Genomic DNA, 23962 nt, shown 5'->3' on the forward strand with positions numbered 1-23962 from the left:
GCCGTTGGGTGGAAGCGGCCTGGTGGGTAGCGGGCCGCTAGCTGGCCGAACCTGCCACAACGTCGAAGGCCCGGCCGTCGAAGCAGGTCCGCGTACCGGTGTGGCATGCTGCGCCCACCTGGTCCACCCGCACAAGGAGGGCATCGCCGTCGCAGTCCAGGGCCACTGACTTGACCCACTGCACGTGGCCGGACGTGTCACCCTTGCGCCAATACTCCTGGCGGGAGCGCGAGTAGAACGTCACGCGGCCGGTGGTCATGGTCCGGTTCAGGGCTTCGTCGTCCATCCAGCCCAGCATGAGGACCTCATTGGTGTCGAACTGCTGCACGATGGCAGCCACAAGTCCGGCACCGTCGCGCTTCAGCGCCGAGGCAATCCCGGCCGGAAGGGGGCTTCCGGGCAGGATGCTTTCGCCGGCGTCGGACGAAGGGGCACCGGCCGTGGCGGCGGGGGCGGGGCTGGGGGCGGGCTGCTCAGACATCACGTCAAGTCTAGTGCCCCCACGGGGACGCCGGCACGATGGCCGCCTGTCACCCGCCCGCCCCTGTGAACAAGGGCACAAATTCACCTGGATCAACAGACTGCGCAACTCTCCCGGGGACGTGCTAGTTTTCCAAGTGATGCATTTCGTCGATCCGTCCCGAGAAGTCCTGGCCGAGACCCTGCTTGCGGCCGGTCCTGACTCCCCCACGCTCTGCAAGGGCTGGAAAACCAGGGATCTCGCAGCTCACCTGTACCTGCGGGAGCGGAAAGCTGCCGTCGGGCTGGGGCTGATCATCAAGAGCCTGTCCAAGGCCTCGGACAAGGCAACCGCCCGACTGGCCGGAAAGCTCCGGACCGCCGACGAGTATGCCAAGCTCGTGAACTCCTTCCGCGCCGGACCACCCGCGCTCTCCCCCATGAAGATCAAGGCGCTGGATGAGAGCTCGAACCTGATCGAATACTTCGTCCACACGGAGGACATCCGGCGCGCCGTTGACCGCTGGGCCCCCCGTGCCCTCGACGAGGCGTACTCGGACGCCCTGTGGGATGAGCTCGTCAAGCGGGCAGCCATCCTCTACCGCGGCGTGGACCTCGGCATCGTCCTGGTCAGCCCCTCGGGACCCAGGCACGTCGCCAAGCGCGCACCCGTATCCGTGGCCATCGTGGGGGAACCCGGCGAGCTGCTGATGCACGCCCACGGCCGCACCCGCCATGCGCTAGTGACCTTCGAAGGCCAGCCGGACGCCGTCGCCCTCCTGCAGTCAGCCGAGGTAGGGCTTTAACAAAGCAACGCGGGGTCACTTAACGCCCAAAAACCTCGTGTTTATGGGCGCTAAGTGACCCCGCGTTGCTCTTTTAGCGGACCTCGAAGCCGGCGTCGCGGATTGCGGTCTTGACCTGGGACATCATGTCGTCCGGGCCCCAGTGGAAGATCGACGCAGCGAGCACAGCGTCCGCGCCGGCCTCTACGGCGGGCGCGAAGTGCGCAGGTTCCCCGGCGCCCCCGGAGGCGATGATTGGAACCTTGACTGCAGACCGGACCAGCCGGATGAGTTCGAGGTCGAAGCCGTCCTTGGTGCCGTCCGCGTCGATCGAGTTCAGCAGGATCTCGCCGACCCCGCGGTCCGCCGCTTCCTTGGCCCAGGCAACGGCGTCAATTCCGGTGCCCTGCCGGCCACCGTGGGTGGTCACTTCAAAGCCCGACGGCGTGGGCTGGGATCTGGGGCGGACCCGCCGTGCGTCCACGGACAGCACCAGCACCTGGGAGCCGAAGTGCCGGGTGATTTCGTCGATGACGTCGGGGCGGGCCACGGCCGCGGTGTTGATGGAGGCCTTGTCGGCTCCAAACCGCAGCAGCTTGTCCACCTCCGCCACGCCGCGGACGCCGCCGCCGACGGTGAGCGGAATGAACACTTCCTCTGCGGTGCGGCGGACGACGTCGAACGTGGTCTCCCGGTTGCCGGAGGACGCTGTCACATCAAGGAACGTGAGTTCGTCGGCGCCAGCGTTGTCGTAACGGTGCGCCAGTTCCACGGGGTCCCCGGCGTCGCGAAGGCCTTCGAAATTGATGCCCTTGACCACGCGGCCGGCATCAACGTCCAGGCAGGGGATAACGCGGACGGCTACAGCCATGACTTCTCCTGTTGTACTGCTGGGGTGTGCTGTCTGAGGAAACCGGGGTCAGATCCGGCAGGCGTGGATGCTGCTGACCAGGATGGCGCGGGCGCCGAGGTCGTACAGCTCGTCCATGATCCGGTTGGTTTCCTTCTTCGGCACCATGGAGCGGACGGCCACCCACTCGGAATCGCGCAGCGGCGAGACGGTGGGAGATTCCAGGCCGGGCGTGAGGCCGGCGGCCTGCTCCACGAGTTCCTTGCGAATGTCGTAGTCCATGAGCACGTACTGCCGCGCCACCAGCACACCCTGCAGGCGGCGGATCAGGACCTCGATCTCCTTGGCAGTACCGTTGGCGGCCCCGCCTTCGCCAGCGCGGCGGATAAGGACGGCCTCGGATTTCAGGATCGGATCCCCGAAGATCTCCATGCCGGCGGCCTTGAGGGTGTTGCCCGTTTCCACGACGTCGGCGATGGCATCCGCGACGCCGAGGCGCACGGAGGATTCCACGGCGCCGTCCAGCCGGACCACCTTCGCCTTGATGCCGCGCTCCGCCAGGTAATCGCGCAGGAGTCCGTCGTAGCTCGTGGCAAGCCGCTTGCCTTCGAGTTCATCTACCGTCCGGAAGTCGCCGATCGGCCCGGCGAAGCGGAACGTTGAGGCGGCGAAGCCGAGCGGAAGCAGTTCCTCAGCCTCCACCTGCGCGTCCAGCAGAAGGTCGCGGCCGGTGATTCCGACGTCGAGCGTTCCCTGCCCGACGTAAACGGCGATGTCCCGGGGGCGGAGGAAGAAGAACTCGATGTCGTTGTCGGGGTCCACCATGACCAGCTCGCGGCTGTCCCGGCGCTGGCGGTAGCCCGCCTCTGACAGCATTGCGGAGGCGGCTTCGGACAGGGATCCCTTGTTGGGTACGGCTACACGCAGCATTAGGAGGTCTTTCTGGTTTGGAAGGTTGTGTCAGGCAAGCGGGGCCACTCAGAGGCGGCTAGAGATGCTTGTAGACGTCTTCCAGGCTGAGTCCCTTGGCGAGCATCAGGACCTGCAGGTGGTAGAGGAGCTGCGAGATCTCCTCGGCGGCGGCTTCGTCGGATTCGTACTCGGCTGCCATCCAGACTTCGGCCGCTTCTTCCACGACTTTCTTGCCGATGCCGTGGATTCCCGACTCCAGTTCAGCGACGGTGCGGGAGCCCTCGGGGCGGGTCGCTGCCTTCTCGCTCAGTTCTGCGAACAGCGTCTCGAAATTCTTCACGCCCTCCAGCCTACTTGCTCGGGGCGGGGGCCCGCCTGTCGGGCAGTTCCATGACGGCGGGGATGTGAGCGATTACACACGCGCACATCCCCGCCAGTCGTCTCGGTACTACCTGAGCACTCAGTAGTTTTTGAGCAGCAGTGCCGTGGACAGTGCGGCTGTGACAGCCTCATGCCCCTTGTCCTCGGAGGATCCGGGCAGTCCTGCCCGGTCCAGCCCCTGCTCTTCGGTATCGCAGGTGAGCACCCCGAAACCTACCGGCACGCCGGTGTTGACGCTCACGTCGGTGAGTCCCGACGTCGCGGCCTGGCAGACGTAGTCAAAGTGCGGCGTACCGCCGCGGATGACGACGCCGAGGGCGACGACGGCGTCAAAGTGCGGTGCCAGCCGCGCGGCAGCGACCGGAAGCTCAAAGCTGCCCGGCACGCGCAGCACCGTCGGCTCGTTGATGCCGGCGTCCTTGGCCGCCCTCAGGGCGCCGTCCAGGAGGCCGTCCATGATCTGCGTGTGCCAGCTTGCCGCCACGATCGCCAGCTTCAACTGCGAGGTTTCAGCGGGGTCGAGGGTGGTCAGGTCAATCTGGGGTGCGCCGTGTCCGCTCATAAAGTCTTCGCAATCCGTTCAGTCTTGTTCGAGGTCAAAAGTGTCAGTGCCGGTGCGGGGCAGGCCCGCGGTCTCGGTGTCGAGGGTCAGCAGGTGGTCCATGCGGTCCTTTTTGGTCTGCAGGTACCGGAGGTTCTGTTCGCGGGACGGCACCTCGGTGGGCACCATCTCGACCACCTTGACGCCGGCCGTGGCCAGGCGGTTCTGCTTGTCCGGGTTGTTGCTCAGCAGCCGGATCTCGTGCAGGCCCATCTCGGCCAGGATCTGCGCCGCAGCCTTGTAGCAGCGGGCATCCACGGGCAGTCCCAGCTGTTCGTTAGCCTCGACGGTGTCGAACCCGGCCTCCTGCAGGGCGTAGGCCTTGATCTTGTTGGCCAGCCCGATGCCGCGGCCTTCCTGGCCGCGCAGGTACAGCAGCGTACCGCCGTTCTCGGCGATCAGCTCGAGGGCGTAGGCGAGCTGCTCGCCGCAGTCGCAGCGGTAGGAGCCAAAAACATCGCCCGTGAGGCATTCCGAATGCAGGCGCACCAGGGGCGCCTTCCCGTCTTTGGGCGGATTCGGGGAACTGACGGCGAGGTGTTCGGCGCCGGTCACCAGATCGGTCCAGGCCTGCGACACGAAACTGCCGAACGCCGTCGGCAGCTGCACCACGGGTCCTTTGCTCACCGGATGCGGCGACCGGCCGTTGCTGCTCGGTTCCGTTGCTTGAGATGCCGTCATCGTGTTTCCCCTTCTCCGGCCGGACTGACTTCCAAACTGCTCTCCTGTGAAGATACACGGTGGTCAGCTCCCAGATAGGCAACCAGGTCCTCAATCGAGATCAAGGGGCAGCCATGCTCGGCAGCGAAAACCCGGAGTCCGTCCAACCGCATCATCTCACCGTCGTCGTACACCACTTCGGCGATCACGCCCACCGGCTCCAGACCGGCAAGCCGGCAGAGGTCGACGGCCGCTTCGGTGTGGCCGGGGCGTTCACGCACTCCCCCATTAACGGCCCGCAACGGGAAAATATGCCCGGGGCGGGTCAGCGTGTCCGGGCCGCTCTGCGGATCGGCAATGACGCGGGCGGTGAGCGCCCGGTCGGTGGCGGAGATGCCGGTGCTTACGCCGGTGGCGGCGTCGCAGGACACGGTGTAGGCCGTGCCCTTCGCATCCTGGTTGACTTCCACCATGGGCGGCAGTTCCAGCGCGTCCGCCCGGGCACCGTCAAGCGGCACGCAGATGACGCCGGAACTGTACCGGATGGTCCAGCCCATGAGCGCGGGCGTGGCGTGCTGGGCGGCGAAGATGATGTCGCCTTCGTTTTCCCGGTCCTCGTTGTCCACCACGAGGACCGGCTTGCCGGCCGCCATGGCGCGGACAGCGTCCTCGATCGGGTCGAGCTGCAGGGGAACCGAGGTGAGAGCGTCGGAAACCGCCGCCTCGAGCTTGGCGGTGCCGTCGAGTTTTACCGTGCCGTTCACCGCTGGACCTCCGAATCTTCCGTGCCGAACTCGGCACCGTGCGCGAATTCCGAACCTGCAGGGCGGAAAGCAAGCAGCCGCTCGGTGTACTTGGCCAGCACGTCCACCTCAAGGTTTACCCTGCTGCCGGCAGGCTTTGCTCCAAGGCCGGTGTCGGCCAGGGTAGTGGGGATCAGCCCCACCTCGAACCATGGCGCCGTCTCCGCTGCCGGGCTGACCTCGGTGACGGTGAGGGAGACGCCGTCGATGGCGATGGACCCCTTTTCCGCGATGTAGCGGGCAAGCCGCTGGGGCACGCCGAACCGGAGCCGTTCCCAGTTGCCCTGCGGCTCGCGTTCGAGCAGTTCGCCGACGCCGTCCACGTGGCCCTGGACCACGTGGCCGTCGAGGCGCCCGCCGGCGGGGACGCAGCGCTCCAGGTTGACGGGGTCGCCCGCCGCGAGCTCACCGATGGTGCTGCGGGTGAGGGTCTCACCCATGACGTCGACGCTGAAGTCCTTGCCGTCGATGGCCGTGGCGGTGAGGCAGACGCCGTTGACGGCGATGGAGCCGCCCAGCGGCAGGCCGTCAGCGGTTCCGGGTGCATGCAGGCGCAGCGTTGCGCTCGAGTCCCCGTTCCGGTCCACGGACAGGACCTTTCCCTGTTCGGCGATAATTCCGGTGAACATCAGTAGCCTCCCATGGCTGTGCCCGCTGCTGTGCGGACAGGTAGTGATTCGGTTGACGTTGATTGTGTTGATGCTGATTGTGTTGATGTTGGCTGTGCCGCTGCGGGCAGGTCTTTGGGTGCGGCTGCTTCCGGGAGCAGGTGCAGGCGAAGGTCCCGGCCGAGGAACTGGACCGCGCCGCCGGACGCGGCGTCCCATTCCCAGCGCTGCGCCTCCGCCAGCGTTCCGATGCCGAGGCCGTTGAGTGCCGGCGTTCCGGAGCCCAGCAGCGTGGGGGCCAGGTACACGATGAGTTCATCCACGAGTCCTTCGCCCAGGAAGGCACTGAGGATCTTCGATCCACCCTCCACCATGACGTGCCGGGCGCCCGCGGCGAACAGCATCTCCAGGGCCTCGTGCGGGTCCCGCGTGGGCAGGTGCAGGACCTTGCCGTCGTCGCCGCGCACGGCGGCGTCGTCAGGCACGTCGCGAAGTCCCATGACGGCGCGCAGCGGCTGCTTTCCCGTGGCATCGCCGTTGGCGTCGCGGGCTGTGAGGCGGGGGTTGTCCACCAGCACGGTCTGCGTTCCAACCAGGATGGCATCGATGCGGCTCCGGATGCCGTGGTTGTCCGCCAGCGACTCCGGGCTGGAAATCCACTGGCTGGTGCCGTCCTCGGCCGCGATCCGGCTGTCCATGGTCTGGGCGATGTGCAGGGTGACGAACGGGCGCTTGGCGCCGACGGCCCGGAACCAGCGCCGGTTCAGCTCCAGCGCGCGCTCGGCGGCCAGTCCGCTCCGAACGCTGACTCCCGCCGCCCGCAAGGTAGCGGCCCCGCCGGCGGCGGGGTCATGGGGGTCGTCGACGGCGTAGACGACGTTCGCTATCCCGGCGTCGATGATTGCCTGGGCACACGGTCCTGTACGGCCCACATGGTTGCACGGCTCCAGGGTGACCACCATGGTGGACCCGTGAAGGTCGACGCCGGTGCTGACCGCCACCGCTATCGCGTCGGCCTCAGCGTGCGCGGTGCCGGCACCGCGGTGGTATCCCGTGGCCAGCTGGCTTCCGTCAGGTCCGACGACGACGGCGCCCACCAGCGGATTGGCGCCCCGGGGGCCCTGCAGGGCGGCTTCCAGGGCCATGTCCATAGCGGCTGTTTCAGCGGCGGTGAAGGCCGATACCGGCTGTCCGTTCGTTTGGAGGCCGGTCACTTGGACACCGCCGGATCCGGGAAGGCGGTCTCAACCTTGACCGTGGAGGGGGCCGCCTGAGTCGGGACCCGCGAGGCCCGCCACCAGACGATGAAGCCGGCCAGGGTGAAGAAGCCGTAGAAAAGATACATGAAGGCGCTGGCAAAGTATCCGGCGCTGAAGAGCAGCGGAACGCCCACCACGTCCACGGCAACCCAGATCAGCCAGAACTCGGTCCAGCCGCGGGCCATGCCGTACGTGGCAAGGAGCGAGCCCATGAACGTCCAGGCGTCAGCCCACACCGGCGGGTAGGAGCCCAGGGAGTCGAAAAGCGGGGTGAGGGCAGCGGTGCCGGCCACCAGCGCGAGTACCAGCACCATGCGGGTCCTGGCGCTGGCCCAGGCGGGCGCGATCGCCGTCGAGGACCCGGACGCACGCCGGCTCTGCTGCCAGCGTTGCCAGCCGTAGACAGCCACGATGATGAACATGACCTGCCGCCCGGCCTGGCCCCAGAGGGTGGCCGGCGTGGCGGAGCCGAAGACGTTGCCCAGAAAGACTGTCAGCAGGAGAAGGTTGCCGGCGATGCCCACCGGCCACGCCCAGACCTTGCGCCGCATGCCGCCGAGGGCACTGGCTAGGCCAAAGATGTTTCCCAGCACTTCGCGGAGAATGAGCACTGATCCGCCCACGGGGATCTGTGCCTCGAAGAGCCAACGCAGGATGTCCATGCGTGCGTGCCGTTCCTTCCCTCAAGAGCCGAGACTGCTCCGGGGGTATACGACAGCGAAACGCAGCGGCGTCCTGGAACGCCACAAGTACAGCTGTACGTGCTTCTCTCATCCAGACTTTAACTGTCGGTACCGGAATTTCACCAGTTCAACCGTCCGCCGGGCTTCCGTGAAGGAAACACCAGCTCGCGGGTCGCGGACTGTCACCGCCGGTTCGGACTTACACCGACCCCGGAGCACGTATTGTGTGTTGCTATTCTGACACAACTCGGCGGGTGCCCAGGCTATTCCCGCTACAAAGCGTCATGCGGCCGTCATGGAGGCAGGTTGCGACCTCCGAGACGCGGTTCCATGACAAGGCTCCCGGGGAATCGGGCCCTTGACCGGGCTCCCGGGAAACCTGACCCTTACAGACTGCGGCTAAAGGCTGCCGGCCTTGCGCAGCCGGTCGATGGCGCCGTACGGATCTGCGGCGCCGTACACCGCGGACCCGGCGACGAAGACGTTGGCCCCGGCTTCGGCGGCACGGACGATGGTTTCCTCGGTAATGCCGCCGTCAACCTGGATGGCCACGTTCACGCCGGATCCCTCGATCGCGGCGCGGGCACGGCGGATCTTGGGCAGCGTGAGGTCAAGGAATGCCTGGCCGCCAAAGCCGGGCTCCACTGTCATGATCAGCAGCATGTCCAGCTCCGAAAGCATGTCCAGGTACGGCTCCAGCGCAGTGGCCGGCCGCAGCGCCATCCCGGCCTTCGAGCCCCGGGCCCGCAGCTCCCGGGCCAGTTTCACCGGCGCGATTGATGCCTCGGCGTGGAACGTCACGGAAGCAAGGCCGGCGTCCGCATAACCAGGCGCCCAGCGGTCGGCGTCGGAGATCATGAGGTGGGCGTCCAGCGGCACCGGGCTAACGGCCTGGATCCGCTGGACCACGGGAAGTCCCAGGGTGAGGTTGGGGACAAAGTGGTTGTCCATCACATCCACATGCACGGAATCAGCGTTGCTGATTTTCTGCAGCTCGGCTTCGAGGTTCACGAAGTCGGCGGAGAGGATGCTGGGGTTGATGCAGCACTGCGTCATGCGGGGTCCTTTCGCGGGACGGAAGTCCGGGGTGTGGAAACGGTCATTGGGAACTCAGCGCTTACGGGAAGCCAGCGCTTCCGGGAAGTCAGCGCTTCCGGGAAGTCAGCGCAGGGAAATCAGCGCTTGCGGCGGATGAGGGCGAGGAACATTGCATCCGTGCTGTGGACATGTGGCCACAGCTGGGCTGTCTTCTCGTGCCCCGCACCCAGGCCGCCGCCCAGGCTGACGGCGTCCAGCACGCTGCCGGCGTCCAGAAGTTCCAGGTCATCGCGTTTCCGCAGGGCGTCGCTGACCACAGCGGTGGTTTCGGCCGGGTGCGGTGAGCAGGTCACGTAGGCAACCACGCCGCCGGGCCGCACGGCCGCCAAGGCTGAGTTCAGCAGTTCGCGCTGCAGAGGCCCCAGATCGGCGAGGTCCTTCGGGGTGCGGCGCCAGCGGGATTCGGGCCGGCGGCGCAGGGCTCCGAGTCCGCTGCAAGGCACGTCCACGAGCACACGGTCAAAGGCGGCAGGCTGCTCGGAGCCAACCTCCCGGCCATCGCCGGTCCTGACGGTCCAGACCTCCGACGGAACAGCGGACAATGCCTGGCTAACAAGTTTGGCCCGGTGCGAGGCGGGCTCGTTGGCCAGGAGCGTGGCTCCGCGTTCGTTCGCCAGCGCGCCCAGCAAGGCTGCCTTCCCGCCCGGCCCGGCGCAGAGATCCAGCCAGGCTTCCCCGGTGCCGCTTCCCCCTGTCACGGAACCTTCTGCAGCTGCCACGTTTTCGCCAGGCCGTGTCTCAAGGCTGGGCCCTGCCTCAAAGCCGGGCCCTGTCTCAAGGCTGGCGGCTGCCAACGCCCGGGCCACCAGCTGGGAGCCGACGTCCTGCACGCGGGTGGTGCCGGACCGGACGGACTCCAGCCGGCCGAGGTCACCACCGCTGGAAAGGGCGGATCCCTCCACCAGTTCACCGGGGACGGCTCCGTTCTCCAGGGCCTCGTCCAGGCTTCCGAGTCCGGGAAGCGCCACCAGGTTGACCACGGGGGCCGCGTTGTCGGCTTCCAGGAGGTCATTGATCTCGCCGACCGGGCGGCCGTGGGCCACCAGCGACTGCCGCAGGGCACGGACAATCCACTCGGGATGGGCGTACCGGACTGAGGCAACCTTGGTCTCGTCCTTCTCGCCGGCAACCAGTTCGTCCAGCCACTCGTCCAGGCTGTGTGCCGCTACCTTCCGGAGGACGGCATTGATCAGGGCGGACGGCCCGGCACCGATGACCGCCCGCGCCAAACCGACGGTCTGGTCCAGGGCCGCATGGGCGGGTACGCGCATTGCCACCAGCTGGTGGACCCCGATGCGCAGGGCATCCAGGACAGCCGGATCCAGCTTGTCCAGGGACCTGTCCACGCAGCGGGCCAGAATGGCGTCGTACGTGCCCTGGTTCCGCAGCGCACCGTAGCTCAGTTCCGTGGCGAAGCCGGCGTCGCGCCGGTCGAGGCCATGTTGCCGGATGCGTGCCGGCAGCACGAGGTTGGCATAGGCGTCGTCGGCCGCAACCGCGCGCAGCACTTCAAAGGCCACCAGCCTGGCAGGATCCGCCCTGCGGGTGCGCTGCGACGGGGCGTTCTCGGTGAAGCTGCGCTGCGGGCCGCGGTTCCGCTCCCTGCCCTGCGCGTTGCGCCGGCTGGATCCTCCGCCGCCCCGGCGCTGGTCAGAACCGCCAGTACCTGAACCGCCGGCGCCTGAACTGCCAGCGCCTGAACCGCCGGTGCCTGAACCGCGCTGGCCGCCGCGGCCGGATCGGCCCTGCCCGGACCCGCTTCTGCCGGAGTCACTCATTGGAATACCACGCTTTCGAGGGAGGCCTGGCCGCGTGCCCAGTCGGCTGCGGCCATCATTTTCTTGCCGGCAGGCTGCACCTTGGTGAGTTCGACAGCATGCGAACCCGTGCCCACCAGCACGCTCTTGCCGGCCAAAGCCAGTTGTCCCGGCCGAACATCCGTGACGTCGGGCCGGAGCCGCACTGGCTCAAGCTTCAGCCGCTGGCCATCAAGGGTGGTCCAGGCTCCCGGTTCGGGCGTCACGCCGCGGGCGCGGCGGCCCACGGACAGGGCCGGCTCCGACCATTCGATGCGGCCGTCGTCGAGGGCAAGCTTGGGCGCGAGGGTCACTTCGCCCTGCTGGGGACGGGGAGACGCCGCACCGGACCCGACGGCGGACAGCGTCTGGGCGAGCAGGACGGCGCCGCTGTGGGACAGCCGTTCAAGCAACGCCCCGGAGGTGTCCTCCGGACCGACCGCTTCGGTCAGCGTGCCGATGACAGGGCCGGTGTCGAGCCCCTCCTCGAGCTGGAACGTCACGGCACCGGTGATGTCGTCGCCTGCGATGACGGCCCGCTGCACGGGAGCCGCTCCGCGCCAGGCCGGCAGCAGTGAGAAGTGCAGGTTGATCCAGCCATGCTGCGGAATGTCCAGGGCCGCCCGGGGCACAAGCCCGCCGTAGGCGACGATCGCCGCAACGTCGGGACGGGCTTCAGCGATCCGTTCGGTGACGGCAGCGTCCACCCGCGACGCATGGATGACGTCGATGCCGAGCTCGGCCGCCCGGGCAGCAACGGGCGACGGCGTGAGCACACGCTTGCGTCCCACTGGCGCGTCCGGCCGGGTCAGCACCGCGACGATTTCGAAGCCGGCGGCCACCAGTGCATCCAGCGAGGGGACAGCTACGGACGGTGTTCCGGCGAAGAGGACCCTCATCCGGCAGCGCCGAAGCTGCCGGATCCGGACGCTGCCGCCCCGAAGCTGCCGCCGCCGAAACTGGAACCGACGGTCTTGGCGCGTTTGGCTGTGGTCTTTTCGGTGATGGAGTCGTAGTTGGCGTTGCGGATGGAGCGCAGGGCGGCCTTGCGGTCCTCGCCTTCGAGCCGGTCAGTAAAGAGGATGCCGTCCAGGTGGTCGGTTTCGTGCTGGAAGCAGCGGGCCAGCATTCCCTCCGCCTCCACTGAGATGGGGTTGCCGTTGATGTCGACGCCGGTTACGCGGGTGCTGCGGTAGCGGCGGACCGGGAAGCCCAGGCCGGGGATGGAGAGGCACCCCTCCACCTCGTCCGCCTGGAAATCCTCGCTGTTTTCCAGCACCGGGTTGATGACGTGGCCTTCAACGCCGCCGATCCGGTAGGTGAAGACCCTGAGGCTGACGCCGATCTGTGGCGCGGCAAGGCCTGCACCCTCCACGTCCTCCATCGTTTCGGTCATGTCGGCAACGAGCCTGGCCAGCTCCGGCCCGAAATCCGTGACAGGGTCGGCAACCGTGCGAAGCACGGGATCGCCGATGATACGGATATTCAGAATTGCCATGTGCAGTCATTTCCTCACGGTGAACGGGTAAACGGATCCAGTCCAGTTTAGTGGCTGTCAGGAAAACACCGGCGGTGCCAGCGGCAACAGCGCGGGTCCGGCGCTGACGGTGTCCGCGGACATTTCCCACACCCGCCGCAGGGCACAGAACTTCCACCAGTGGTGCTTCAGGACCTCCGGATTTGCGCGGACGGGCCGCACCTCGGTTTCACCGATGGCGACGGCGAGCAGGACGGGGTTATCGCCGTGCTGCCACGGTTCCCACTCCCCTGCCACGGGATCCACCAGGCTTTCCTCCGCCTTCATGCCGGCAACAAGCTGCATGACCACCTTGTCGTCCAAGGGCTTGACCTGCCCGTCACGCGTTGTGCCTTTGGTCTTGTAGTCGATGAGGCAGGTCCGTCCGTTGATCCTGGCGACGAGGTCCAGTGTTCCTGCATATCCCACCGTCTTGTTCCACACAGTGATCTCCGGGGCGATCGGCTCCACCCGGAACAACTCCCACCATTCATCGAAGCGGGCGGCATAGGCTTCCTCACCATTGGAGGCCAGCGCGTCTCGGGCTTCCTTCATCAGGTGCGGCCTGCCGAGGGCGCGCAGCGCCACCTGCTCGCAGTAGTTGTGCACGCGGTCGCCGCGCTGCGCGGCCTCGTCCCGGTACGTTTCGGCGGCCTTCGCCGCACGGTTCACCGCCTGCCGCACCCTTGCGGGGCTCCCCAGGATCTCCGGCAGCGAGGGATCCTTGGCCAGGCTGCTGGCACCCATGTAGCCGAACCAGCCGTCCAGTCCGTGGGGCTGCTGTCCGATGACGGTGGTTATGGAGGGCACCGTGAACTGCTCCGTGGTGGAGCGGGCGTACATGCGGCCATATTCCGTGGCGTGGGCGAGGAGTGGAGCGGTCATGGTGAGACTCTTTCACGGGGGTCAGACATTGATGCGGAAACAGAAAAGCCCGCCCCTCCCAGTTCTATCTCCTGGGCTGAACGGACTTTCCATCGGTGGGCGATACTGGGTTCGAACCAGTGACCTCTTCGGTGTGAACGAAGCGCGCTACCACTGCGCCAATCGCCCCGATGCATTTGAATGCTAGCGGACGATCGCGGGTTAAAGGAAATCGGCGTGTTTACCCCTGAAAAGGGTCAGTAGAGCACGGCGAACAAGGAGCGCCCAAGGCCGGCGCTCATGACGGAACCAGCCAGTCCAGGCAGCGGAAACTACACCCCTGTAATTCAAGAATTTCCCTAGAATTCAAGGAAGTAGGGCTTGCCCGGCCATGCCGCCGGTCCCCGATTTGGAGTTTCCCGGAACCTCCTATAGAGTTCTTACTCGTTGGAACGCGACGAACTGCCGAATACGGCAAGGAATCACGGCTCCGAAATGCGGACGTAGCTCAGCTGGTAGAGCACCACCTTGCCAAGGTGGATGTCGCGAGTTCGAATCTCGTCGTCCGCTCGCAGGACACTGTCACGGCACTGGTTCCCGGAAGTTGCTTCCAGGAATCGACGCTTACACGGTGGGTTGGCCGAGAGGCGAGGCAGCGGCCTGCAAAGCCGTATACACGGGTTCGAATCCCGTACCCACCTCGGTGAAAACCATGGTTTCCGGTATTCCGGATGCAATGGGCGATTGGCGCAGCGGTAGCGCGCTTCCCTGACACGGAAGAGGTCACTGGTTCGATCCCAGTATCGCCCACCAGAGCAAGGAGACTTGCTTGTAGTTGAACGCTCGGCCATTTGGCTGAACTTCAAAAATGCGGACGTAGCTCAGCTGGTAGAGCACCACCTTGCCAAGGTGGATGTCGCGAGTTCGAATCTCGTCGTCCGCTCTCTTGATCCTCAGGATCCGAACCCAGGAATACCGCCGGTTGTACCGGCTCCGGGCGATTGGCGCAGCGGTAGCGCGCTTCCCTGACACGGAAGAGGTCACTGGTTCGATCCCAGTATCGCCCACGAAACAGAGCAGCTCTCCGGAGCTGCTTTTTTCTTGCCCTCATACTGCTTGACAACTTTTGTCAAGAACTCCTTGGCAGGCACGGCCTTCGACGCTAGGATCGAATGCGGAGGAGCGAACTGGCTCCGCGATTGAAGGGAGGTGCTCGTGGGTTTACTTGACGATCTAAAGGGCAAAGCTCAGGGTCTGATCCGCGGCAACGAGCAGTCCATCAAGGACGGCATCACCAAAGCAGGTGATTTTGTCGACTCCAAGACGGGCGGCAAATACACCAGCCAGGTAGATAAGGTCCAGACTGGCGCTTCCACTCTCGTTGACAAAGCCAATGAGAGGCCTACCCAGGGACCGGCGGACAACGTGCCGCCGGCTGAGAAGGCTCCGTAGCCACGACTTACCGCGCTTCGCCCCTAAACGTCAAAAAGGTGCCGGTCCCGCCGAGAGGCGGCGCCGGCACCTTTCGCGTTCCCGAAAGAAGACCTGCCTGTCCAACCCTGCCCGTCTAGCAGAGCCCGTTTCTACGAGGGCTCGTGGTTCTGGCCCTCCCGGGCCAGCGCCGTAAGCCGCGAGACCGCCCGGAAGTACTTCTTCATATAGCCACCGTTCATCATTTCTTCGGTGAACAGCTTGTCGAACGGCACGCCGCTGGCAAGGATCGGAACGTCCTTGTCGTAAAGGCGGTCGGCGAGCACCACAAACCTCAGCGCCACTGCCTGTTCGGTGATGGTTTCCACGTCCCGCCAGACGACGCCGTCCACCCCGTCAAGCAGCTTGCGGTAGCGGCTCGGATGGACACCCGCGAGGTGTGAGATCAGGGTGCCGAAGTCATCCTCGGCTACAGTCTTGCCGTCGAACTCCGCCTTCATGTGGGCGTGAAGTTCGCTGTTCCGCAGCGGTGCCGGCGCGGCCGGCAGGCCGCGGTGGCGGAAGTCCTCGCCGTCGACCCTGATGACGTCGAACTGGTCCGCCAGGACCTGGATCTCACGCTGGAAATCAACGGCAGCAAAGCGGCCGTCGCCCAGCGAGCCCGGCAGGGTGTTGGAGGTGGCCGCGAGCTTCACGCCGGCGTCGGCCAGTTCCCGCATGAGGCGGGACATCAGGACGGTGTCGCCCGGATCGTCCAGTTCAAACTCGTCAATGCAGACGAGCTTGTAAGAGCTCAGTGCGTCGACGGTCTTCCGGAAGGACAGGGCACCCACCAGATTGGTGTACTCCACGAAGGTACCGAAGGCCTTGGGCCCGGGGGCAGCGTGCCAGAGTGATGCCAGCAGGTGGGTTTTCCCGACGCCGAAGCCGCCGTCGAGGTAGATGCCGGCACGGGTCGTGTCCTTCTTGCCAAAGAGCTTCTTGAACAGTCCCCCGCCGTCCCCGGCGCCCACGCCTCCGGCAAATGCGTGCAGCGCGTTCACTGCTGCCGCCTGGCTCGGCTGCTTCGGATCGGGCCGGTAACTTGCAAAGGACACCTGCCCGAACCTGGGCGATGGGTAGAAACCTTTGAGGAGCTCATCCACCGACACCGCCGGCGTCCGGGTGGCGAGCTTTTCGATCTGTACCAAGGTGGTCCATTCTGCTGGTGATTTGTCCCCAGCAAGAATACCGGCATTGGCCGTCCACCCCGCGGGCAACGCCTTGCTACCGGCGATGCCGTGAGCAAGCACACACATTTCGTCCTGTTAACACACAGCGGCATTCGTACCTGCCCATGGCTAGTGTTGGAGCAGTGACCCGCCGTCCCCGGCGGTCTGACCTGACCGTTTCAGTGAAAGGCCATACGCATGTCCTACCCCGTTGAACAGAACGAGAAGTTCGCCGCCTACGCGCACCCGGAGCGGCTCGTTTCCACCGAGTGGCTGGCCGCGGCCATCGACGCCGGCGCCCTTAACGACGGCAAGCTCGTCGTGGTGGAGTCCGACGAAGACGTCCTGCTCTACGAAACCGGCCACATTCCCGGCGCGGTCAAGATCGACTGGCACACCGACCTGAACGACGAAGTGACCCGTGACTACGTGGAAGGCCAGGCGTTTGCCGCCCTCGCCGCCGCAAAGGGCATCTCCCGTGACGCCACCGTTGTCATCTACGGCGACAAGTCCAACTGGTGGGCAGCCTACGCCCTCTGGGTCTTCAGCCTGTTCGGCCACGAGGACGTCCGGCTGCTCGACGGCGGCCGCGACAAGTGGATCGCCGAGGGCCGCGCGCTGACCACCGACATCCCCTCGCCGGCCGTAGCCGACTACCCCGTAGTGGAGCGCAACGACGCTCCCATCCGCGCCTTCAAGGAAGACGTCCTGGCCCACCTGGGCAAGCCGCTGATCGATGTCCGCTCCCCTGAGGAATACACGGGCCAGCGCACCCACATGCCCGCCTATCCCGAGGAAGGCGCGCTGCGCGGCGGCCACATTCCCACCGCGGCGTCGATTCCGTGGGCACGGGCAGCAGCAGAGGACGGCACCTACCGCAGCCGCGCCGAGCTTGAGGCGCTGTACCTTGGTGAGGCCGGGCTCACCGAGGGCGACGACGTCGTGGCGTACTGCCGCATTGGCGAACGCTCCAGCCACACCTGGTTTGCGCTGAAGTTCCTCCTCGGCTTCGAAACCGTCCGTAACTACGACGGCTCCTGGACCGAATGGGGCAACGCCGTGCGCGTGCCGATCGCCAAGGGCGCGGAACGCGGCTCGGTGCCGGCAGTTGCCGCGAGGTAAATCGTCCGTAAAAAAGCGGCGGACGGGGACAACCTGCGTAAGCTGGAAGTGATGAGTATTCAAGCACTTCCCACCGCCCTGGCGGAGATTGTCGATGACTTCCAGGCGCTGAGCGAGCCCGAGCGGCTGCAGCTCCTGCTGGAGTTTTCCCGCGGCCTGCCGGAGCTTCCGGAGCGCCTGAACAGCCACCCCGAACTCCTGGAGCAGGTGGTGGAATGCCAGTCGCCGCTTTTCCTCACCATTGAGACGGAAAAGAACGACGGCGGGTCCCCCGCCTTCCGGCTGTTCTTCAAGGCTCCGCCGGAGGCCCCCACCACCCGTGGTTTCGCCGGAGTGCTGCATGAGGGACTGGACGGCCTGACCGCCGAGGAGATCCTGGCTGTTCCGGATGATATGCCGGAACTGCTTGGCCTGACCCGCGCCATCACGCCGCTGCGCATGCGCGGCATGACCGCGATGCTCGGGCGCATCAAGCGCAAGGTGGCCGCCGCGGCCCGGCTCCACGCCTAGGAACCGGACCCGGATGGCGCGCAAGAACACGTCACAGGGAACGCCTGCCACAGCGGTACTGGCTGCGGCAGGCGTTTCCTTTAACCTGCACCCGTACAGCCACGATCCGGCCGCGGCCAGTTACGGCATGGAGGCAGCCGAGGTCCTGGGGATAGATCCGGCAAGGGTCTTCAAGACGCTCATGGTGGAGGTCGACGGCAAACTGGCGGTCGGCGTCGTTCCTGTCAGCGGAAGCCTGGACCTCAAAGCGATAGCTGCGGCGCTGGGCAGCAAGAAGGCCGCCATGGCGGACCCGGCCGCGGCTGAACGACGCACGGGCTACGTCCTGGGCGGAATTTCGCCCCTCGGACAGCGGCAGCCCTCCCCCACGGTCATCGACGAAACCGCCCTCACCCTGGACACGATCCTGGTGTCCGGCGGCCGGCGCGGACTGGACATCGAACTGGATCCCCGCGAGCTTGTCCGCCTCACCAAGGCCGTCACCGCCGCGATCGGAACGGGCTCCCAGGCAGGCTAAGCGGGGTCAGGCTGAACCGGTTCCGGCTGGCCGGGATTGCGGCGGGGCGCCAGTTGCTGCCGCAGCCATGCCCGGACCAATCCTTCCCAGCGGACCGGATCGGCATTCCACTCCTTGGCATGCCGCGCCCCCTCGAACGGCTCGAATGTGACCATTTCCGGGTTCTTTTCCGCGAGCAGTGCCGAGGGCTGGTAGGGAACGTATTCGTCGTCCACGCTGTGGATGATGAGCGTCGGCGTCCTGAGTTCAACGGCACGCGACACCCAGTCCATTGATTTCAGGTCCACGGGCGCAGCGAGCCCGGTGAGCCTCCGGCCCACCTTGTGCCCCATCATCAGCTGGCCGTACCGGCCAACGGCCGACGGGATCCGGTTCAGCTCCGCGTGGTGGGCCAGCACGTTGACCCAGTCGATGACCGGCGCATCCAGCACCATGGCCCGGATGACATGCCGGTGCTCCGAGAGGTCCGCCGTCTGCAGGCAGATGGCCCCGCCCATGGACCAGCCGAAAAGCACCACGTCCCGGGCACCGCGGGCAAGGGCGAAGGCGATGGCGGCGTCGATGTCCCGCCACTCCGTGGAACCCAGCCCGTACCGGCCATCGAAGGCCGCCGGCGCCAGGCCGTCGTTCCGGTAGGAAACCAGGAGATTGGGCAGTCCGAGTTCGTGGACCACCCGCGCTCCACGGAGGCACTCCTGCCGGGTTGCCCCGCGCCCATGGACCATGACGGCCCAGGTTTCGGCGCCGGCATCACCCGGGATCAGCCAGCCCGGGGCGCTTCCGCCCTCAACCTCGATGTCGACGTCTTCGGACGCCAGGCCGACGTCGGAGGGATGCTGGTATGTGGCACCTCCCCACCAGGCGCGCCCTGCAGTTTCCAGGTTGCCGCTATAGACCGCCTCCACCTCGCGCAGCACGGTGCGCTCGGCGGGGGAATAGGACAGTATCCTGCCGATGCGGGCATGCCCGGCACCGGCGTCGAAGAAGAGGCTGTACGTTCCGTCATGGGTTGTCTCCGGCGTGGCCGCGAGGATGACCTGCAGTTCCCTGCCCTCCCGGATGACCGCCAGGACTTCCTGGTCCGCCGCCCGGACGCGGGTGGGGGTCAGGACGCGGCGGGCGAAGTAGAGCGCCAGGGCAGATGATCCTGCGCCAAGCAGGGCAGCGGCGGTGCCGCCCGCAATGACTCCCCCGAGGGTCCACTTCGCTCTCAGGGTCATCGCGTTGCCCTGGGTAGTAGCTGGGATAGTCAAAGCAGCCTGCGCGGAATCCATGCCTCCCATCTTGACCGATCCGGCCCCGTCCGGCACATTCGTGGCCCGCGGATGCTGGCGAAATGCATGCGGGCCAAATACATGCGGGCACTGGCGGGCGGGACTAGGCTGATGCCATGAGCGATCCAATCGTCATTCTGACTGAAGAGCCGCTGGGTGCGGACGACCGCGTGAACATCGAACGCCTGGTGGACGGGGGTGACGCGCCCCTGGTGGTACTGGTCCCGGCCAATACGGAACGGCATCTGCTGGTGGATTTCCTCGAGAACCTTTCGATGCTGGACATTGCCAAGGCTTTCCGCGAGCTGACGGCCCATGCCCCGGACCCCGCGGAAGAACGGGCCGCGGCAGACGCCACGCTGGCCACCTCGGTCAGGGCCCTGGAAGGCATCGGCGGCGGCGTTGCAGGCGAGGTAGTGGCCGGCGGGGCCGTCAACGGCCTCGTGGCCAAGGTTAAGGAGCTTGGTGCCGCCCAGGCCGTGGTCGTCACCAGGCCGCATGCCGTCTCGGACACCTTCCACACCGACTGGGCCAACCGGGCACAGGACAAGCTGGGCCTCCCGGTGCTGCATCTGTATGCAGGCTCGGGATTTATCGGGGACTCCTGAGCGTTGGTCCGGTTATGAGCACTCCTGAGAAATCCGACCTCACCAACACCGCCGCTACTCCTGCTGCCGGCCGGTCCGACGACGATTGGCGCCGCGAACTGACGCCGGAGGAATACCACGTGCTGCGCCAGGCCGGCACGGAACGCCCTTACACCGGTGAGTACTGGGACACCCACACCGCCGGCGCCTACAACTGCCGCGCGTGCGGGACCGAGCTCTTCACCAGCAAGGAGAAGTTCGATTCGCACTGCGGCTGGCCGTCCTTCTGGGCGCCCCTGGCCGAAGAGCGGGTGCGGTACATCCACGACCGGACCCTGGGCATGGAGCGCATCGAGGTGCGGTGCGCCAACTGCGACTCGCACCTCGGGCACGTCTTCGAGGGCGAGGGTTACGGGACCCCAACCGACCAGCGTTACTGCATCAACTCCATCTCACTGAAGCTGGTTCCGGCCGACGGCGACGCCCAGGCCTGAGACTGCCGGGCGCTGCGCCTTGCGGTTATTTCGACAGCCCCGAGCCCTACAGTTTCTTATGCTCACGCCTTTGATCGATTAGGAACCCTGTCCGCTTGCTACGCTCGCCGTAGAAGCTCAGATAACCCGAAAGGCGAGGCCAGCGATGACCGTAACCGTACACACAGCACCAGCCCGAATCACCGCGGAACACCCGGAATGGCAGCGCCTCAAGGCCGCGGCCATTGCCCTGCGGGAGCTGCAGGTACAGGACGGCTCCATCCCCGACCAGGCCAGCCATGCTGCAGCGCAGGGCCACGTCGACGCCCTTGTCAGCGCCATCGAGGCGCTGGCACCGGCGTTCCCCCACGACGCCCTCTACCTGGACCTGCTGTGCCGGGACTTTGACCGCTGGGCCGGGGAAGGGTTCGGCGTCCCGGACTTCCTGGACTCCCTGCTCGCGTTCCAGCCGCAGGCGGGCCGCGAGAACGGCCTGCAGCACCTGGTGCTCTTCCCCATGTACACGCAGAACGGCAGCAGCAGCCGGCTCGTGGAGGCCGTCCTCATCGACGTCGTGTGGCCCGACTTCATTGCAGGGCTGGAACAGGGGGACTACTCGAACCGCCTGTTCGTGCCCATCCGGTTCATCGACTTCACCCCCGGGTACGACACCAACTCCGCTGTGCTGTTCCCCGAAACGGTGGGAGTGCGCGCGACGCCCCGGTTCACCTGGGGTGCCATTTTCGCGGACCGGGAAGCAGCACGCTTCCGCCGCGTCCTCCGGGCCGCGGCCGACATCACTTCGCTGGAGCTGCCGGCGGGAGCCGCGGAACTCCTCGAGGACCAGGAACTCACCGAAAAGACCTTCGTCATGTGGGACCTGATCCATGACCGCACGCACATGCGCGGGGACCTGCCATTCGATCCCTTCATGATCAAACAGCGGATGCCGTTCTTCCTGTACTCCCTCGAGGAGCTGCGCTGCGACCTGACGGCCTTCCGCGAATCCGTGAAGATCGAAAAGGACGAAGCAGCGGATCCGGAAGCACGCCGGCACGCCAAACTCGTACAGTACGCCGTCATTTTCGACCGGATCTTCCGGTTCGCCATCACCGGTAGCCGTGTCCGCAACTATGACGGGCTCGGCGGCCAGCTGCTCTTCGCATGGCTGCACCAGCACCGCGTCCTCCACTGGACCGACAGCCGGCTGACCATCGACTGGGAACACGTTGCCGGCGTCGTGGTGGAGCTGGGTGCCCGGATCGAGGAGCTCTACTGGCGCTCCATCGACCGGCCCAAGACCGCCCACTGGCTGGCGGCCTATGAGCTGATCTCCGGGACAGTCACGCCGAACCCGGCCTCCGTCTGGGCCAAGGGGCCAGGCGCCCTCCCCCTCGACGGGCCGCCGCGGGGCCTCACCGACCAGGTCCTGGACGACGAGTTTCCGCTGTCCATGTTCTATGAAGCCCTGGAAAAGAAGATGCGCCCCGTCATCGAATCCACTGCGGGCATTACGGGCTCCTCGGATTCTGCCCTTCCGGCTGATGGCCCCGCCGCGGCTGCGGCATGACTAACGACAGGGTGAGCACAGGCAGGCCACTGCGCGTGCTTGTCACAGGCGGCAGCGGACCTTCGGGGATAGCGGCCGCCCGTGCGCTGCTGGAGGCTGGCTTCACCGTGTTCACCGTCGGATCGGACAAGGCCCGCATCGAGGAGGCCGCAAAAGCCGCCGGGGGCGCCACGCCGCTGGTGTGCGACCTTGCCGACCTCGCCGCAGTGCGGGAACTGAAGCAAGAGCTCACCCGCACTGCCGGAAAGGTCGACGGCGTCATCCACCTGGTGGGCGGCTGGCGCGGCGCGCAGGGCATCACCAGCCAAACCGATGAGGACTGGGATTTCCTGGAACGCAGCGCCGTCACGACGCTCCGGAACGTCACCCGGGTCTTCTACGACGACCTCGCGGACTCGCCCTGCGGGCGTTTCGCCATGGTGTCCTCGACGGCGGTGCGCAGCCCCGCCGCCGGCGTCGCCAGCTACGTCGCGGCCAAGGCCGCCGCTGAAGCGTGGACCATGGCAGTGGCCGAGGGCTTCCGCCAGGACGCCCAAGGGCACGAAGACGCTGCTCACGGCGCCCAGGGCCAGGACGGCCCAGCTGACGGCACCCAGCACAGTGCCGCCGTCGTTTTCGTGGTGAAGGCACTGGTGGACGCCGGCATGCGAAGCAGTGAGCCCGGACGGAAGTTTTCCGGCTACACCGACGTCGAGCAGCTGGCCGCCGCCGCCGTCGAACTTTTTAGCCTGCCCGCCACGGAGCTGAACGGGCAGCGGCTGCTGCTGGCCCCGGTGCCCGCCGGCGCTGCGACTACGCAGAACGCCGCAACTACCTAGACTGAAAGCGTGACCAAAGAGATGACAACAACGGTTGAAACTGCCGGCAGCGACACCATGTCCAGGCTGCACGACGCGTCCGTGCGCGGCTTTGCCTCGGACAACTACTCAGGGGTGCACCCCGAAGTGCTGGCAGCGCTGGCCGCCGCCAACGAGGGACACCAGGTCTCCTACGGCGAAGACGCCTACACGGCCCGCCTGCAGGAGCTGATGGAGGAGCATTTCGGGCCGGGTATCGAATGCTTCCCGGTTTTCAACGGCACGGGCGCCAACGTGCTGTCCCTGCAGTCCCTCCTCCCGAGGTGGGGTGCGGTGGTCTGCGCGTCCACGGCACACATCAACATGGATGAGAACGGCGCCCCGGAGCGTGTGGGCGGCATGAAGCTGCTCCAGGTGCACACCCCGGACGGCAAGCTGACGCCGGAGCTCATCGACCGCGAAGCGTGGGGCTGGGGCGACGAGCACCGCGCCCAGCCGCTGGCCGTCTCCATCACCCAGACCACCGAACTGGGCACCTGCTACACGGTGGATGAAGTCCGGGCCATCGCGGAGCACGTCCACGCCAAGGGCATGAAGCTGCACATGGACGGTGCGCGGCTGGCCAACGCCGCCGCGCATCTGGGCGTTCCGCTGCGGGCTTTCACGCGCGACGCCGGCGTGGACATCCTGTCGTTCGGCGGAACCAAGAACGGGCTGCTGTTCGGCGAGGTGGTGGTGGCATTGAACCCGGATGCCGCCCAGGGACTGCTCTTCCTGCGCAAGATGAACATGCAGCTGGCCTCCAAGATGCGGTTCATGTCCGCGCAGTTCATCGCCCTGCTCGAAGGTGACCTGTGGCTGCGTTCGGCGCGCCACGCAAACGCCATGGCCGCGAGGCTGCGCGCCGCGGTGGATGACATTGACGGCGTGGAACCCACGCAGAAAACGGAGTCCAACGGCGTCTTTGCGGTATTGCCCGCAGGCGTGGCGGACAGGCTACGGGAGTCCTTCCGCTTCTACGACTGGAATGAAGCCACCCGCGAGGTCCGGTGGATGTGTTCCTTCGACACCAGCGAGGAGGACGTCGATGCCTTCGTGGCAGCCATCAGGGACGAACTCGCCCGGCACGGGTCCTCACCGGCGGCAGCGCAGTAACATGCTCGGGATTGCGTGAGCAGGCGGCGAGCCTGCCGGA

Annotated in this window: 27 protein-coding genes, 6 tRNA genes and 1 riboswitch; of the genes, 15 read left to right on the plus strand and 18 right to left on the minus strand. The window is 66.4% G+C overall.

Annotation, left to right across the window (positions count from 1 at the left end):
- Nucleotides 1-37 precede the first annotated feature (37 nt).
- A complete protein-coding gene (gene hisI, locus ACTHQX_RS11415) occupies nt 38-481 on the minus strand; it encodes a phosphoribosyl-AMP cyclohydrolase (protein ID WP_236808077.1) in 444 nt (147 codons plus the stop codon).
- Nucleotides 482-620: 139 nt separating this feature from the next.
- Here hisI and ACTHQX_RS11420 point away from each other — a divergent pair, with 139 nt between their 5' ends.
- Nucleotides 621-1265: a TIGR03085 family metal-binding protein gene (locus tag ACTHQX_RS11420; protein WP_236809242.1), complete on the plus strand. Its 645-nt coding sequence runs from the start codon at nt 621-623 to the stop codon at nt 1263-1265.
- Between the two features lie 73 nt (nt 1266-1338).
- On the opposite strand, the gene hisF is transcribed toward ACTHQX_RS11420, so the two are convergent.
- The 15 genes from hisF to ACTHQX_RS11495 all read right to left on the minus strand — a co-directional run bounded on the left by hisF (nt 1339) and on the right by ACTHQX_RS11495 (nt 13464).
- Nucleotides 1339-2115 carry an imidazole glycerol phosphate synthase subunit HisF gene (gene hisF / locus ACTHQX_RS11425; protein WP_236808076.1) on the minus strand — a complete coding sequence of 259 codons (777 nt, stop codon included), beginning with the start codon at nt 2113-2115 and terminating at the stop codon, nt 1339-1341.
- A gap of 48 nt (nt 2116-2163) precedes the next feature.
- Nucleotides 2164-3024 carry an ATP phosphoribosyltransferase gene (gene hisG, locus ACTHQX_RS11430; protein WP_102973088.1) on the minus strand — a complete coding sequence of 287 codons (861 nt, stop codon included), beginning with the start codon at nt 3022-3024 and terminating at the stop codon, nt 2164-2166.
- 58 nt (nt 3025-3082) lie between these two features.
- The gene (locus tag ACTHQX_RS11435; RefSeq protein WP_003801526.1) at nt 3083-3346 is read right to left on the minus strand and encodes a phosphoribosyl-ATP diphosphatase; all 264 of its coding nucleotides are present in this window, start codon (nt 3344-3346) and stop codon (nt 3083-3085) included.
- Between the two features lie 120 nt (nt 3347-3466).
- Nucleotides 3467-3949 carry a 6,7-dimethyl-8-ribityllumazine synthase gene (ribH, locus tag ACTHQX_RS11440; protein ID WP_102973087.1) on the minus strand — a complete coding sequence of 161 codons (483 nt, stop codon included), beginning with the start codon at nt 3947-3949 and terminating at the stop codon, nt 3467-3469.
- An 18-nt stretch (nt 3950-3967) separates the two neighbouring features.
- The gene (gene ribA / locus ACTHQX_RS11445) at nt 3968-4669 is read right to left on the minus strand and encodes a GTP cyclohydrolase II (RefSeq protein ID WP_236808075.1); all 702 of its coding nucleotides are present in this window, start codon (nt 4667-4669) and stop codon (nt 3968-3970) included.
- Entirely contained in the window at nt 4666-5301 is a 636-nt protein-coding gene (gene ribB, locus ACTHQX_RS11450; RefSeq protein ID WP_236809240.1) for a 3,4-dihydroxy-2-butanone-4-phosphate synthase, read from the minus strand. The genes ribA and ribB overlap by 4 nt, the downstream gene beginning before the upstream one ends.
- 107 nt (nt 5302-5408) lie before the next feature.
- Entirely contained in the window at nt 5409-6080 is a 672-nt protein-coding gene (locus ACTHQX_RS11455) for a riboflavin synthase (RefSeq protein ID WP_440157658.1), read from the minus strand.
- Nucleotides 6080-7210 carry a bifunctional diaminohydroxyphosphoribosylaminopyrimidine deaminase/5-amino-6-(5-phosphoribosylamino)uracil reductase RibD gene (gene ribD / locus ACTHQX_RS11460; protein ID WP_440157676.1) on the minus strand — a complete coding sequence of 377 codons (1131 nt, stop codon included), beginning with the start codon at nt 7208-7210 and terminating at the stop codon, nt 6080-6082. The genes ACTHQX_RS11455 and ribD overlap by 1 nt, the downstream gene beginning before the upstream one ends.
- A 59-nt stretch (nt 7211-7269) precedes the next feature.
- Nucleotides 7270-7980: a nicotinamide riboside transporter PnuC gene (gene pnuC / locus ACTHQX_RS11465; protein WP_440157657.1), complete on the minus strand. Its 711-nt coding sequence runs from the start codon at nt 7978-7980 to the stop codon at nt 7270-7272.
- Between the two features lie 95 nt (nt 7981-8075).
- Nucleotides 8076-8224, minus strand: a riboswitch (FMN riboswitch).
- Between the two features lie 176 nt (nt 8225-8400).
- Nucleotides 8401-9057 (minus strand): ribulose-phosphate 3-epimerase, encoded by a 657-nt coding sequence (gene rpe / locus ACTHQX_RS11470; protein WP_440157656.1) that lies wholly within the window; start codon nt 9055-9057, stop codon nt 8401-8403.
- A gap of 119 nt (nt 9058-9176) precedes the next feature.
- A complete protein-coding gene (locus tag ACTHQX_RS11475; protein ID WP_440157655.1) occupies nt 9177-10877 on the minus strand; it encodes an RsmB/NOP family class I SAM-dependent RNA methyltransferase in 1701 nt (566 codons plus the stop codon).
- A complete protein-coding gene (fmt, locus tag ACTHQX_RS11480) occupies nt 10874-11794 on the minus strand; it encodes a methionyl-tRNA formyltransferase (RefSeq protein ID WP_236808070.1) in 921 nt (306 codons plus the stop codon). Before fmt ends, ACTHQX_RS11475 begins: the two co-directional genes overlap by 4 nt.
- On the minus strand, nt 11791-12393 hold the full coding sequence (gene def, locus ACTHQX_RS11485; protein ID WP_236808069.1) for a peptide deformylase: 603 nt from the start codon (nt 12391-12393) through the stop codon (nt 11791-11793). The genes fmt and def overlap by 4 nt, the downstream gene beginning before the upstream one ends.
- Nucleotides 12394-12450: 57 nt before the next feature.
- On the minus strand, nt 12451-13296 hold the full coding sequence (locus tag ACTHQX_RS11490; protein ID WP_236808068.1) for a PD-(D/E)XK nuclease family protein: 846 nt from the start codon (nt 13294-13296) through the stop codon (nt 12451-12453).
- A 96-nt stretch (nt 13297-13392) separates the two neighbouring features.
- Nucleotides 13393-13464 (minus strand) — tRNA-Val (locus ACTHQX_RS11495).
- Between the two features lie 308 nt (nt 13465-13772).
- On the opposite strand from ACTHQX_RS11495, the gene ACTHQX_RS11500 reads away from it, so the two are divergent.
- From ACTHQX_RS11500 to ACTHQX_RS11525, 6 genes are all read left to right on the plus strand, one after another.
- A tRNA-Gly gene (locus tag ACTHQX_RS11500) sits at nt 13773-13845 on the plus strand.
- Between the two features lie 60 nt (nt 13846-13905).
- Nucleotides 13906-13976: transfer RNA gene (locus tag ACTHQX_RS11505), tRNA-Cys, on the plus strand.
- 37 nt (nt 13977-14013) lie between these two features.
- Nucleotides 14014-14088: transfer RNA gene (locus ACTHQX_RS11510), tRNA-Val, on the plus strand.
- A 57-nt stretch (nt 14089-14145) separates the two neighbouring features.
- Nucleotides 14146-14218 (plus strand) — tRNA-Gly (locus ACTHQX_RS11515).
- A gap of 52 nt (nt 14219-14270) precedes the next feature.
- Nucleotides 14271-14342 (plus strand) — tRNA-Val (locus ACTHQX_RS11520).
- A 148-nt stretch (nt 14343-14490) separates the two neighbouring features.
- Entirely contained in the window at nt 14491-14727 is a 237-nt protein-coding gene (locus ACTHQX_RS11525) for an antitoxin (RefSeq protein ID WP_111903627.1), read from the plus strand.
- Between the two features lie 131 nt (nt 14728-14858).
- Here the strand turns inward: ACTHQX_RS11525 and zapE are convergent, their stop codons facing one another.
- Nucleotides 14859-15896 (minus strand): cell division protein ZapE, encoded by a 1038-nt coding sequence (gene zapE, locus ACTHQX_RS11530; protein WP_440157654.1) that lies wholly within the window; start codon nt 15894-15896, stop codon nt 14859-14861.
- A gap of 219 nt (nt 15897-16115) precedes the next feature.
- Here zapE and ACTHQX_RS11535 point away from each other — a divergent pair, with 219 nt between their 5' ends.
- Genes ACTHQX_RS11535 through ybaK form a run of 3 tightly spaced genes read left to right on the plus strand, consistent with a single transcriptional unit; the run spans nt 16116 to nt 18066 of the window.
- A complete protein-coding gene (locus tag ACTHQX_RS11535) occupies nt 16116-17039 on the plus strand; it encodes a sulfurtransferase (RefSeq protein WP_440157653.1) in 924 nt (307 codons plus the stop codon).
- Nucleotides 17040-17090: 51 nt separating this feature from the next.
- Nucleotides 17091-17549, plus strand: coding sequence for a SufE family protein (locus tag ACTHQX_RS11540; protein ID WP_440157652.1), 459 nt, complete (start codon nt 17091-17093; stop codon nt 17547-17549).
- A gap of 13 nt (nt 17550-17562) precedes the next feature.
- Complete coding sequence (gene ybaK / locus ACTHQX_RS11545; protein ID WP_440157651.1) at nt 17563-18066, plus strand: Cys-tRNA(Pro) deacylase; 504 nt, start codon at nt 17563-17565, stop codon at nt 18064-18066.
- Here ybaK and ACTHQX_RS11550 read toward each other — a convergent pair.
- Nucleotides 18063-19340, minus strand: a complete 1278-nt coding sequence (locus tag ACTHQX_RS11550) for an alpha/beta hydrolase family protein (protein WP_440157650.1) — start codon at nt 19338-19340, stop codon at nt 18063-18065. The two genes, ybaK and ACTHQX_RS11550, sit on opposite strands and share 4 nt — an antisense overlap.
- 116 nt (nt 19341-19456) lie before the next feature.
- Between ACTHQX_RS11550 and ACTHQX_RS11555 the strand changes: the two genes are divergently transcribed.
- The 5 genes from ACTHQX_RS11555 to ACTHQX_RS11575 all read left to right on the plus strand — a co-directional run bounded on the left by ACTHQX_RS11555 (nt 19457) and on the right by ACTHQX_RS11575 (nt 23922).
- Entirely contained in the window at nt 19457-19948 is a 492-nt protein-coding gene (locus tag ACTHQX_RS11555; protein WP_236808062.1) for a hypothetical protein, read from the plus strand.
- 14 nt (nt 19949-19962) lie between these two features.
- Complete coding sequence (gene msrB / locus ACTHQX_RS11560) at nt 19963-20421, plus strand: peptide-methionine (R)-S-oxide reductase MsrB (RefSeq protein WP_236808061.1); 459 nt, start codon at nt 19963-19965, stop codon at nt 20419-20421.
- Between the two features lie 145 nt (nt 20422-20566).
- Nucleotides 20567-21970 (plus strand): DUF6421 family protein, encoded by a 1404-nt coding sequence (locus ACTHQX_RS11565; protein ID WP_440157649.1) that lies wholly within the window; start codon nt 20567-20569, stop codon nt 21968-21970.
- Nucleotides 21967-22788 (plus strand): SDR family NAD(P)-dependent oxidoreductase, encoded by an 822-nt coding sequence (locus ACTHQX_RS11570; RefSeq protein WP_440157648.1) that lies wholly within the window; start codon nt 21967-21969, stop codon nt 22786-22788. Before ACTHQX_RS11565 ends, ACTHQX_RS11570 begins: the two co-directional genes overlap by 4 nt.
- A gap of 21 nt (nt 22789-22809) precedes the next feature.
- A complete protein-coding gene (locus ACTHQX_RS11575) occupies nt 22810-23922 on the plus strand; it encodes a threonine aldolase family protein (RefSeq protein WP_440157675.1) in 1113 nt (370 codons plus the stop codon).
- Nucleotides 23923-23962 lie beyond the last annotated feature (40 nt).

Source organism: Arthrobacter sp. SAFR-023 (assembly GCF_051965295.1).
GTDB lineage: Bacteria > Actinomycetota > Actinomycetes > Actinomycetales > Micrococcaceae > Arthrobacter.

Excerpts from the sequence above, each read along its gene's own strand:
- hisI (WP_236808077.1), bottom strand. The coding sequence starts at position 481 with ATGTCTGAGCAGCCCGCCCCCAGCCCCGCCCCCGCCGCCACGGCCGGT.
- ACTHQX_RS11420 (WP_236809242.1), top strand. The coding sequence starts at position 621 with ATGCATTTCGTCGATCCGTCCCGAGAAGTCCTGGCCGAGACCCTGCTT.
- hisF (WP_236808076.1), bottom strand. The coding sequence starts at position 2,115 with ATGGCTGTAGCCGTCCGCGTTATCCCCTGCCTGGACGTTGATGCCGGC.
- hisG (WP_102973088.1), bottom strand. The coding sequence starts at position 3,024 with ATGCTGCGTGTAGCCGTACCCAACAAGGGATCCCTGTCCGAAGCCGCC.
- ribH (WP_102973087.1), bottom strand. The coding sequence starts at position 3,949 with ATGAGCGGACACGGCGCACCCCAGATTGACCTGACCACCCTCGACCCC.
- ribA (WP_236808075.1), bottom strand. The coding sequence starts at position 4,669 with ATGACGGCATCTCAAGCAACGGAACCGAGCAGCAACGGCCGGTCGCCG.
- ribB (WP_236809240.1), bottom strand. The coding sequence starts at position 5,301 with ATGGCGGCCGGCAAGCCGGTCCTCGTGGTGGACAACGAGGACCGGGAA.
- ACTHQX_RS11455 (WP_440157658.1), bottom strand. The coding sequence starts at position 6,080 with ATGTTCACCGGAATTATCGCCGAACAGGGAAAGGTCCTGTCCGTGGAC.
- ribD (WP_440157676.1), bottom strand. The coding sequence starts at position 7,210 with ATGGACATGGCCCTGGAAGCCGCCCTGCAGGGCCCCCGGGGCGCCAAT.
- pnuC (WP_440157657.1), bottom strand. The coding sequence starts at position 7,980 with ATGGACATCCTGCGTTGGCTCTTCGAGGCACAGATCCCCGTGGGCGGA.
- rpe (WP_440157656.1), bottom strand. The coding sequence starts at position 9,057 with ATGACGCAGTGCTGCATCAACCCCAGCATCCTCTCCGCCGACTTCGTG.
- ACTHQX_RS11475 (WP_440157655.1), bottom strand. The coding sequence starts at position 10,877 with ATGAGTGACTCCGGCAGAAGCGGGTCCGGGCAGGGCCGATCCGGCCGC.
- fmt (WP_236808070.1), bottom strand. The coding sequence starts at position 11,794 with ATGAGGGTCCTCTTCGCCGGAACACCGTCCGTAGCTGTCCCCTCGCTG.
- def (WP_236808069.1), bottom strand. The coding sequence starts at position 12,393 with ATGGCAATTCTGAATATCCGTATCATCGGCGATCCCGTGCTTCGCACG.
- ACTHQX_RS11490 (WP_236808068.1), bottom strand. The coding sequence starts at position 13,296 with ATGACCGCTCCACTCCTCGCCCACGCCACGGAATATGGCCGCATGTAC.
- ACTHQX_RS11535 (WP_440157653.1), top strand. The coding sequence starts at position 16,116 with ATGTCCTACCCCGTTGAACAGAACGAGAAGTTCGCCGCCTACGCGCAC.
- ACTHQX_RS11540 (WP_440157652.1), top strand. The coding sequence starts at position 17,091 with ATGAGTATTCAAGCACTTCCCACCGCCCTGGCGGAGATTGTCGATGAC.
- ybaK (WP_440157651.1), top strand. The coding sequence starts at position 17,563 with ATGGCGCGCAAGAACACGTCACAGGGAACGCCTGCCACAGCGGTACTG.
- ACTHQX_RS11550 (WP_440157650.1), bottom strand. The coding sequence starts at position 19,340 with ATGGATTCCGCGCAGGCTGCTTTGACTATCCCAGCTACTACCCAGGGC.
- ACTHQX_RS11555 (WP_236808062.1), top strand. The coding sequence starts at position 19,457 with ATGAGCGATCCAATCGTCATTCTGACTGAAGAGCCGCTGGGTGCGGAC.
- msrB (WP_236808061.1), top strand. The coding sequence starts at position 19,963 with ATGAGCACTCCTGAGAAATCCGACCTCACCAACACCGCCGCTACTCCT.
- ACTHQX_RS11565 (WP_440157649.1), top strand. The coding sequence starts at position 20,567 with ATGACCGTAACCGTACACACAGCACCAGCCCGAATCACCGCGGAACAC.
- ACTHQX_RS11570 (WP_440157648.1), top strand. The coding sequence starts at position 21,967 with ATGACTAACGACAGGGTGAGCACAGGCAGGCCACTGCGCGTGCTTGTC.
- ACTHQX_RS11575 (WP_440157675.1), top strand. The coding sequence starts at position 22,810 with ATGACAACAACGGTTGAAACTGCCGGCAGCGACACCATGTCCAGGCTG.